General features: G+C 64.9%; 7 protein-coding genes. All 7 read right to left on the reverse strand.

Annotated features, from left to right (window positions below; translation table 11 throughout):
- Positions 1-2,978: error-prone DNA polymerase (locus RKP46_RS16150; RefSeq protein WP_311107564.1), on the reverse strand; the 2,978-nt coding region annotated here is incomplete at its 3' end.
- Between the two features lie 107 nt (positions 2,979-3,085).
- On the reverse strand, positions 3,086-4,222 hold the full coding sequence (locus RKP46_RS16155) for a nucleotidyltransferase family protein (RefSeq protein WP_311107565.1): 1,137 nt from the start codon (positions 4,220-4,222) through the stop codon (positions 3,086-3,088).
- 1 nt (position 4,223) lies between these two features.
- Positions 4,224-5,141, reverse strand: a complete 918-nt coding sequence (locus tag RKP46_RS16160; protein ID WP_311107566.1) for an HprK-related kinase A — start codon at positions 5,139-5,141, stop codon at positions 4,224-4,226.
- Positions 5,138-5,464, reverse strand: coding sequence for an HPr-rel-A system PqqD family peptide chaperone (locus RKP46_RS16165; RefSeq protein ID WP_311107567.1), 327 nt, complete (start codon positions 5,462-5,464; stop codon positions 5,138-5,140). Before RKP46_RS16165 ends, RKP46_RS16160 begins: the two co-directional genes overlap by 4 nt.
- A gap of 73 nt (positions 5,465-5,537) precedes the next feature.
- Positions 5,538-5,987, reverse strand: coding sequence for a hypothetical protein (locus RKP46_RS16170; RefSeq protein ID WP_311107568.1), 450 nt, complete (start codon positions 5,985-5,987; stop codon positions 5,538-5,540).
- Between the two features lie 475 nt (positions 5,988-6,462).
- The gene (locus RKP46_RS16175) at positions 6,463-9,045 is read right to left on the reverse strand and encodes a [protein-PII] uridylyltransferase (protein ID WP_311107569.1); all 2,583 of its coding nucleotides are present in this window, start codon (positions 9,043-9,045) and stop codon (positions 6,463-6,465) included.
- 6 nt (positions 9,046-9,051) lie between these two features.
- The gene (gene map / locus RKP46_RS16180) at positions 9,052-9,852 is read right to left on the reverse strand and encodes a type I methionyl aminopeptidase (RefSeq protein ID WP_311107570.1); all 801 of its coding nucleotides are present in this window, start codon (positions 9,850-9,852) and stop codon (positions 9,052-9,054) included.
- Positions 9,853-10,220: the final 368 nt, after the last annotated feature.

Below are 10,220 nucleotides of genomic sequence, written 5' to 3' on the forward strand. Positions count from 1 at the left end.
AGCAGCTCGCGACGCTGCCGGTCGACCAGCCACGCGTGTACGACGATGTTGGCCAGCCCGGTTTCGTCTTCCAGCGTGACGAAAACGATGCCGCTCGCCGTCCCTGGCCGTTGCCGGCAGGTGACGATGCCGGCAGCGCGGACGAGCTGGCGGTCGGCCGCCTGGTGCAATTGCTCGGCGGCGACGAAGCGCTGCGCGGCAAGCTGGGTGCGCAGCAGCGCCAGTGGGTGGCGGCCGAGGGTGAGCTTCATCCCGGCGTAGTCGGCCACCAGGTCTTCGCCTTCCGAGGGCGCGGCAAGGACGGCGGCGGTCTCGCGCAGCGGAAGATCGCTCAGCAGGTCGATCGTCGGGGAAACGCCGGCCGCCGCCCAGGCGGCTTGTCGGCGGTGCCCGGCGAGGTCGACGAGAGCGCCGGCGGCGGCAAGCCGTTCGAGGTCGCGCCGGCTGATCTGCGCGCGTGTCGCCAGATCAGCCAGGCTGCTGAAGGGCTGCTGTCGGCGGGCTTCGACCAGCCGCCGGACGCCGTCCTGTGCCAGGCCCGAAATGCTCGCCAGACCGAGGCGGACGGCGGGCTGTCCGCTGCTCGCGTGCGTCCGCGCCGCTTCCAGCCGGGCCTCCCAGAAACTGAGGCGAACGGTCGCCGGGCGCAGTTCGACACCGTGTCGGCGGGCATCCTGAATAAGCTGTGAAGGCGAGTAGAAGCCGAGCGGCTGGCTGTTGAGCAGGGCGCAGAGGAAGGCAGCCGGGTGGTGGCACTTGAGCCAGGCGGAAACGTAAACCAGCAGCGCGAACGAGGCGGCGTGCGATTCCGGGAAGCCGTATTCGCCGAAACCCTTGATCTGGGCGAAGATGCGCTGCGCGAAAGCCTCGTCGTGACCGCGCCGGCGCATGCCCGCGATGAGCTTTTCCTCGAATGTCTGCAAGCCGCCCTTGCGTCGCCAGGCGGCCATTGCCCGGCGCAACTGGTCGGCTTCGCCCGGCGTGAAGCCGGCGGCGACGACTGCCAGTTGCATCACCTGTTCCTGAAAGATCGGCACGCCGCAAGTTCGCGCGAGGACGGCGGCGATTTCCGGACGCATCGCTTCGATCGCCTCCTCGCCGTGCCGGCGGCGCAGATAGGGATGGACCATGTCGCCCTGAATCGGTCCCGGCCTGACCAGCGCGACTTCAATCACCAGATCGTAGAAGTTGCGCGGCTTCAGGCGCGGCAGCATGGCCATCTGCGCGCGCGATTCGATCTGGAAAACGCCCATCGTGTCGGCCGCGCAGATCATGTCATAGACTGCCGGGTCCTCGGCCGGGACGTCCGCCAGGCGGCAGCCGATCAGGTCGAGCGCGCGATGGATGGCCGAGAGCATGCCGAGGGCGAGAAGGTCGATCTTCAACAGGCCGAGCGCGTCGAGATCGTCCTTGTCCCACTGGATGACCGTGCGTTCGGCCATGGCGGCATTTTCGATCGGTACGAGACGCGCCAGCGGGCCGCGAGAGATGACGAAACCACCGACGTGCTGCGAGAGATGGCGCGGAAAACCACGCAGTGCGTCGGCCAGCGCCAGCCATTTGGCGACGCGCGGCGCGTTCGGGTCGAGGCCGACCGCGCGCAGGCGCTCGGGGAGTTGTTCGCGTTTGTCCCACCAGGCGAGCGAGGCGGTCAAAGCGTCGATCTGCGCCCGTCCGAAGCCGAGGGCACGGCCGACGTCGCGCAAGGCACTGCGCGTCCGATAGGTGATGACGGTGGCGGTCAGCGCCGCGCGACTGCGTCCATAGCGTGCGTACAGATACTGAATGACTTCCTCGCGCCGTTCATGCTCGAAATCGACGTCGATGTCCGGTGGTTCGCCGCGCTCGCGCGAAATGAAGCGCTCAAAAAGCAGGTTCGAGCGGGCAGGGTCGACTTCCGTGATGCCGAGGCAGTAACAGACCGCCGAGTTGGCAGCCGAGCCGCGCCCCTGGCAGAGGATGTTGCGTTGGCGGGCGAAGTTAACCAGGTCGTACACGGTCAGGAAGTAGGCTTCGTAGGCGAGTTCGCCGATCAGCGCGAGTTCATGCTCGACGCGCTCGACGACGCTTGCCGGCGCCCCCGCCGGATAGCGCAGGATCAAGCCACGGTTGACCTCGGCGCGCAGAAAGGCAGCCGCCGTCTGGCCGTCGGGAGCGACCTCGTCCGGGTATTCGTAGCGCAATTCGGTGAGCGAAAAGCGGCAACGCTCGGCGACGACCAGGGTTTCGGCAAGCAGTTCGGACGGGTAGATGCGGGCCAGCTGTCGGCGCGGGCGCAGGTGCCGCTCACCGTTGGCAAACAGGGCGTTGCCGGCGGCGAATACGGTGGTGTTGAGGCGGGTTGCGGTCAGCGTGTCCTGCAGCGGACGGCGGCTGCGCAGATGCATGTGTACGTCGCCAGCCGCGACCGCCGGCAGGCCGCAGGCAGCGGCCAGGGCCAGCCATCGGTCGAGCAGCGCCGCGTCGTTCGGTCCGCAGTGCAACTCGATCGCCAGCCAGGCGCGCCCGGGAAAACAGCGTGCCAGCCATCGCCCGTCGTCGGCCGTGGTCTCGGCGGCGGGGATCCAGAGCGCCAGACAGTTGGCCAGCAACTTGTCGGAAACTGCGCCGTCAGGCCTTTCCAGATCGCTGCGGTAGAGCTGGTAGGCGCCTTTGGCCGAGCGCCTCCGCGCTCGGGTGACCAGTTCGGCCAGATCGCCATAGCCGGCGCGATTCTCGGCGAGCAGGACGAGCCGGCAGCCGGCGGCGCCTTCGTCGGCGAGTCGAAACTCGGCGCCGACGATCAGCCGCAGGCTGCCGGTGGCAGCTTTGTGCGCACGCACGATGCCGGCCAGCGATGCTTCATCGGTGATCGCCAGCGCGCTGTAGCCGAGCACCTGAGCCCGTTCGACCAGTTCCTCCGGGTGCGAGGCACCGCGCAGAAAGGAAAAGTTCGAGCAGCAATGAAGTTCGGCGTAGGGCGGAGGATCGGCGGCCATTTTGGTTGACTGTTGTTAAGAACAGTATACCGTGTATTGCCGCGCGTGTTGCCGCGTGTTTCCGGTTTCCCGCCAGGTTTACCGCCAAGTCGCTACGCGAGCGGAAGTTACTGCTGCCTGAGATCGAGTTGCGCCAGATCGACTCGTTTGCGCACGCCGCGCAGGCGCAGCCAGGCCTTGTGTGACAGGTGTCGGGTGAGCAAGCCTGGCGGCATGCGCAACCAGTGGGCGCGAATGTAGATCAGCCAGCGGGCCAGGGTCGCTCGTCCGCGCGGACGATCGGGGTGTTCCGGCAGCAAAGCGAGCGGAATCAGGCGATCCATCAGGGCGAGCAGCGGGCGCGGCGGGGCTGCCGGTGCGAGCTGCTGCACGACGCTCGTCGGAACCGGCGTGGCGAACAGCCGCTGGGCGTAGCGCAGGCCGTAGAACAGTGGCCGCCGGAAGCCGAGCGCGCCGGCGCGCGCCACCAGGCCGGCCCAGAAGTCTGTCTGTTGCGCGAAGTGGCACAGCAGATCATGTACATCGAGCAGATCGCGCAGGCGTAGCCCTTCGTCCGGATCTCCTTCGAGAAACAGATGGACGAGCGCGTGCAGGACCATGTCCGGCGGTGCGAGAACGCGCAGACGCGGGTCGGCGAGCGGCTGAGCGGCAGCAAGCAGCAATTCAGGGTTCGACGGGAGGCGGCTGGTGCGTGGCAGAAGGCGATGATGAAGATCGATTTCGGTCCCCCGTTCGCTGTGCCGCAGCGGTGGAATCTCGTGCATCCAGACGCGGTAGTAGCGGTCGTCGTAAGGATCCATCTCGGTCTTGAACCAGCCATGTCCGACCAGTTGCTCCTCGATCTCGCCAATCTTCTCCTCGGACACGAGCAGGTCGACGTCGGCGAAGACGCGGCCACGCGCCGGTGGCAGCCGGGCCAGCAGGTAGCCGCTGCCCTTGAGCAGGATGAGCGGCGTAGCGCTGCCGGCGAGCGCCCACAGGATGCGGTTGACTTCCCAGGTGATCAGCGTCTGCCGATGCGTGATGACCTGGCGCGCGGCCTGCAGGTGCTGCGCGGCGCCCGTCGGGATGGCGTGCAGCAGTCCGCGTTGGGCAAGATCGGCTTCGATCCGGCCGAGCAGACGCGCGCGCCGTCCGACGCGCACGAGCAGTTCCCAGTCGGCCACCGACAGCCGGACGAGGTCGGCCGGCTGGTTGATCGCGTCCAGCAACAGTTGCTGGGCTCGTCGCGTTGCGCTGTCCACGCTAAGCCTGGTCGGCGTCTGCCAACTCGCCGAGCGCGCGGATCGCTTCGTCGAGATCGGAATAGCAGAGCGAGTAGCAGTCGCAGGCATCAACCATGTCGGCGACGAGTGAAAAGGCGGTGGCGTCGAGCACCTCGTAGTTGAACGAGTTGGTCGCGACCATCAGGAAAGCCTGGCTCTTCGGCATTCGCGTAAGGCTGAGCGGGGCTCCGGCGAGCCAGCGCGGAAAGACCAGCCAGCGTGGCCGGGCCGGCTCGTCTGCCCGCCGGATGCTGTCGAGCGGCGGTCGGACGTGCGCTACGGTTCCCTTGCGCGTGCCGTAGAAGGAAGGGCCAATGACGGCCTCGGACCGGAAACGGCGGATGACGTCGATCGACTCGTTCTTCAGCGGGATCAGCCGAGGAATCGGCAAGACGCTTCCGTCTGTCGGATGGACAAGTCCGAACTCGTCGGAGAGCAGGCGCCAGTCGGAGTGGATCAGCGCTGTGCACAGCGTCGACTTGCCGTGGCCGGGCCAGGCGGGAAAAAGCATCGCCTTGCCCTGCCGTTCGACGACGGCCGAATGCAGCATCAGCAGGTGATGCGAGCGCGTTGCGACACACCAGTTGATTCCCCACTCCAGCGCCGGGAAGGCATGCTCGACGGAATAGGGCGCGAACGGCGATTGTCCGTCGACGGCAAAGCAGACCTGTCGGCGCCACCAGCGGCGCAGGCCACGCGGCCGGGCAAGGCGGACGTGAAAATCATTGAAGTCGGCCTCTCCGGGAATCGGGTAGGGCGCGTAGAGCTGATGGGCAAGGGCCGCAAAACTGGCGAGTTCGGAGCGAATCCGGATGTTGAACGGACCAAAACGGATGCCCAGACCATCGCCCGCCAGCCGTTGCGCAACGTCCTGGCGAGCCAGATCGCCAATGATCACCGCACGTCGTCCGCTGCCTGTACGCACTCGATCAGGCCAAGCTCATCCAGCCGGTGTACGGCGAAGTAGAAATCCGCTTCGGCGAGGTCGCCGCGCTGCGCTCCGAGCGCCTCTTCCACGTGTGTCTTCAAGTTGTCCAGGGCAAGGGGGCGATCATCGAGCAAGCGCAGGATGGCAGCAGTCGGTCCGTTGAAGACGTGTGTCTCGGCCGATGATGCCTGATGGACGATGTAGAGGTCGTCCTCCCAGCTTCGCCACAGGAGTCCGCTGCTGGCAGCGGCTCGGCTGACGCAAAGGTTCTCTTCCCGTGCCGCGTCGCCCATGCGCTCTGGCCTCGGGTCGTGCTACGAAGATGGGCGTCGAAGGCTTGCGGACAGCTCGTACGGCCTGGGAATCTCAGCTGACGAGCGACGTTGCAGCGGCTGAACTGAGGATGGCAACCGTCCTGTTCGGCATTCCCTGGCAGCGCAAATAACCGGTCACTCCCGAATGGGTGACAGGGACGCCGCTGAGGCTTCCGCCGGTGATTCTGTTTCCGGGACACGTGGCAGCGTTCTGGGAAAACGTGTCCACGCATTGATCGCCAGGGACTGCGATGCTGTTGCCCATGAAGTCCCCATTGGCGTCCGTCACGGTGATCTGGCTGACACCCATGCACGAGACCGCAGCCAGGACGCCGCCGCTACGCAGCGTCAAGACGAGCGGAGCAACCGCTGCGGCACCTCGCACCAGGCGGCGCCGAGCCCGGTCGGGAGGCGAAGCCGTTGCGGAACTGCTTTGATCGCTCTTGGCGGGCGACAATGCCGGCAACTGTTCTGCTTCGTCAATCGACCTCAAACTCTTCATGAATGCTACTCCCGGTTATTCAGCTTGCCGTTTTACCAACCTCCAACCTTTGGCGGCCTGTCCTGGCAGCCTTTCCCTGTTGGCGGCTACCGTCAGGCTTGCTGGCAGGCTGCTGCACGCTTCGCGCGCACTTGCACTTGGTCTGGCACCTGCACAGCCCACTTGACGCCAGTTTAACCTGCGCGCGGTCGGTGATCTGTAAAAAAAGTCTCACGTTTGAGCTCTACACGACCGCTTGCGAAGAAATTTCGACTGCGTCTTCGCATTTGGCCGGCAAGCCCTGTCCGATTCCTAGGATAGCAAATCCTGTGCCATCGTCAATGGGCCTAGTGAATCAAAGCCTAAATCATCGGCTTACCCTGTGGCTTATAATGCCATGAAAGTCGTGCCGCTTTGTTAGTGTAAAAAAAACCGACACGTTCAGCCGGCGTTCACTGGCCCTGCCTTGCGCGCGTCATATCGCGGGCTGCTGCGTTCACAGCTTGAGCCGCTCGAGCAGTTCGGTCTCCAGCTTGATCCGGTTGGCGGTCTCTGCCAGGTCACCGCCGCTGATCAGGAAGGTGTCCTCGACACGTTCGCCGAGCGTCGAGATCTTGGCCGTGTGCAGATTGGCTCCGTGTGCGGCGAGCGTCGTGGCGATCGAATAGAGCAGGCCAGGGCGATCAGCCGCATTGACCGAAAGGACGTAATGCTGACCTCTTTCGTCCAGCTCGATGGTGACCACTGGCTGCATCGGGAAGTGCTTGACCTGGCGCGAGATGCGCCCGCCGCCGGGCGCATCGGGCGGGCTTCGCCGGCGCAGGCGCTCGTTCAGTTCGTGCTCGATGTAGGCGATCATGGCGCGATCGCTGCCCCGGTCGCTGAGATCGAGCAGCATGAAGCTGTCGAGGGCGTAGCCATGACGGGTCGTGTGTATCTTGGCGTCGACGATGGTGTAGCCGGCCCGGCTGAAGAAGCCGACCAGGCGCGTGAACAGGTCGTTCTGGTCGCGCGTGTAGATCAGCACCTCGAGTCCCTCGCCATTCGGATTGACCCGCGCTTTGACCACCGGGTCTTCGATTCCCGTCCGATAGTGCAGGGCGCGCGTGTGCCAGGCGATTTCCTCCGGCGAGTGCCGCAGAAAATAGACCGCATCGAGCTGTTTCCACAGGCGCTGGTGTACGGCTTCGGGCAGCGCGAAAAAGCGGAGCAGGCGGAGGGCTTCCTGCTGTCGTTCTTCGATCAGCCCCTGCCTGACCGCGAGCTGGCCACCTGACAACAGCGTTCGGCAGGTACTCCGGAAAAGCTGCTCGAGCAACTGTCCTTTCCAACTGTTCCATACTTTCGGACTGGTCCCCCGGATGTCCGCGACGGTGAATAGATAAAGCGCCGTCAGGTGGCGCTCATCGCGCACCATCGCGGCAAAGGAAGCGATGACCTCAGGGTCGGCAATATCCTGTTTCTGCGCGACCGCCGACATCAGCAGGTGCTGGCGCACAAGCCAGACGACCAACTCGCTGTCGTCCTCGGCGAGGCCGTGCTGAGCGCAGAACTCGGCGGCGTCGAGTGCGCCGAGCGTCGAGTGATCGCCGCCCCGGCCCTTTGCGATGTCGTGAAAGAGCGCCGCGATGTAGAGCACCCAGGGGCGCGGGAAATCACGAATCAATTCGCTGCACAGCGGATATTCGTGTGTGAAGTCCTCAGCCATGAAACGGCGCAGGTTGCGCAGTACGCGCAGCATGTGCTGATCGACCGTGTAGACATGGAACAGATCATGCTGCATCTGTCCGACGATCTGGCCGAAGCTTGGCAGATAGCGACCGAGGATGCCGAACTGGTTCATCCGGCGGAACTCGTGCACGACGCCTCGGTCTTGCTGCAGCAGTTGCAGGAAGCAGGCGCGGTTCGCCGGTTCCTGGCGGAAGTGCTGGTCGATCAGCGTTCGCGCGTGCCACAAGGCGCGCAGCGTGCGGGCTGACATTCCCTGCAGCTCGGGGTGCTTCTGCATGACCAGAAAGGCCTCGAGCAGGAGCGCCGGCTTGCGGTTGAACAGGTCTTCGTCGACCACGTCGAGGACGTCGTGGCGTTTCTGGAAGTGCTCGTCGATGCGTTGTGTCCCCTGCTGGTCCGGCGGGGCCATCGCCGCATCCACGTTGAGCAGCAGTATCGCATTGATCTGCGTTACCCTTTTTGCCGTTCGATAGTACTCCTGCATCAGCCGCTCGCTGGCCCGACGGGTCGGTGTCGGGACATAGCCCATCTGTTCGGCGAGTGTCGTCTGGTAGTCGAAGAGCAGGCGGTCTTCGCGGCGGCCGACGTGCAGGTGCAGGCGAACGCGCAACTGACGCAGGAAGGCGACGCTGCCGAGCGCGACCTCCTCTTCTTCCGCCGTAAGAAAGCCCTGCCGGGCGAGGTCATGCCAGGTGTTGCCATAGCCGGCGGCGCGCGTCACCCAGAGGATGGTCTGCAGGTCGCGCAGGCCACCGGGGGCTTCCTTGAAATTCGGTTCCAGACTGTACGGCGAATCGTGGAAACGCAGGTGACGCTCTTCCTGCTCCTTGCGCTTCGCTTCAAAGAACGCGTGCGGATCAATCGTCTCCTGCAGTCGGCGCACGAGTTCCTGGAAAAGTGATTCGCTACCGGTCAGCAAGCGCGTCTCGAGCAGCGCGGTCTGGATCGTCAGATCGCTGCTTGCCGCCTGCACGCACTCGTCCACAGTGCGTACGCTGGGAGCCACGTCCAACCGGCTGTCATAGAGCAGGGCAATCGTCTGTTCGAGTTGCGCGGTCAGCCCGGGATCGGGAGATTCGGGCAAGAGGACGAGCAGATCGACGTCCGACGCGGGAAAGAGTTCTCCCCGGCCATAGCCGCCGACGGCGACCAGGCTGAGCGAAGGCGGCAGCCGCAGCCCTTGCCACAAGGTGCACAGGGATTCGTCGATCAGGCGGCAACGATCGGTCAGCAGGCGCGCCGCGTCGCCATCGTCCTGATAGCGTTCGCGGATCGCCGACTGTCCACTCTGCAGGCGGCTGCGAAACGCGGCGAGCAGCGCCTGGCGGTCGACGAGGTCTTCGGGCATGGCCGGCTAGCCGATCCAGTCGGGTCGCGGGCGCGTTCCGGCGGAGACCGTCAGTACCTCGAAACCGCTCTCGGTGACCAGGACGGTGTGCTCCCACTGTGCTGACAAGCTGTGATCCCTGGTGACGATCGTCCACCCGTCGGCCATCGTCCGGATGGCGGCTTTACCGGCATTGATCATGGGTTCGATCGTAAAGACCATTCCCGGCTCAAGCTTGAGGCCGGTGTGCGGCTTGCCATAGTGCAGAACCTGCGGCTCTTCGTGGAACTTCTCGCCGATGCCGTGTCCGCAGAATTCGCGGACGACCGAATAGCCCGACTTCTCGGCATGCTGCTGGATAGCGTGACCGATGTCGCCGAGTGAGGCTCCACCGCGCACCTGCGCGATCCCCAGCCAGAGACATTCGAAAGTGACCTCGCACAGGCGGCGGGCGAGAACCGACGGTTCACCGACGAGGAACATGCGGCTGCTGTCGCCATGGTAGCCATCCTTGATCACCGTCACGTCGAGGTTGACGATGTCGCCGTTCTTCAGTTGCCGGTCGCCGGGGACGCCATGGCAGACCTGGTGGTTGAGCGAAGTGCAGATCGACTTGGGATACGGTGGGTAGCCGGGCGGTGAGTAGTTGAGTGGCGCTGGAATCGCCTGTTGAACCTCGACGATGTAGTCGTGGCACAAGCGGTCAAGCTCATTCGTCGTGATGCCGGCGCGCACGTGCGGCGTGATGTAATCGAGAACCTCCGCCGTCAGGCGGCCCGCCAGGCGCATCTTTTCGATTTTCTGTGGGGTCTTGATCGGGATGGCCATAGGTTGCGACTCGGCGCCAGGGAAAGGAGGAGCGAAGAATAAAGGAAGCCGTGCGCTTAGGCAATTTGCGCCGGACCTGCGTAGCCGCCGGTGGATGCAGCGGGACGATCCTGGCCGCCTGCTCATCGCCGGTCGAGGCGCGATGCGTGGAGTGGTTCCCGCGATCGGCGCAGGAAGCTGGCTGCGGTAACAGCGCCGTTCGCTTCGCCTCGCCAGCCGACCCGGAAAAGCCGGAGAGAATCTGCCACCAACCCGGACAGCCTGTCGCTTCGCTACGCTTTGGCTGGGCTGACTCCGGCTTCGCTCGCTTCGAAGGTGCGGGAGTTTTCGGCTACAATTCCGTTTTCCCGCTCCATTCATCTCCATGA

Origin of the sequence: Accumulibacter sp. (assembly GCF_031732815.1) — a bacterium.
Classification (GTDB): Bacteria; Pseudomonadota; Gammaproteobacteria; order Burkholderiales; family Rhodocyclaceae; genus Accumulibacter.

Excerpts from the sequence above, each read along its gene's own strand:
- RKP46_RS16165 (WP_311107567.1), bottom strand. The coding sequence starts at position 5,464 with ATGGGCGACGCGGCACGGGAAGAGAACCTTTGCGTCAGCCGAGCCGCT.
- RKP46_RS16170 (WP_311107568.1), bottom strand. The coding sequence starts at position 5,987 with ATGAAGAGTTTGAGGTCGATTGACGAAGCAGAACAGTTGCCGGCATTG.
- RKP46_RS16175 (WP_311107569.1), bottom strand. The coding sequence starts at position 9,045 with ATGCCCGAAGACCTCGTCGACCGCCAGGCGCTGCTCGCCGCGTTTCGC.
- map (WP_311107570.1), bottom strand. The coding sequence starts at position 9,852 with ATGGCCATCCCGATCAAGACCCCACAGAAAATCGAAAAGATGCGCCTG.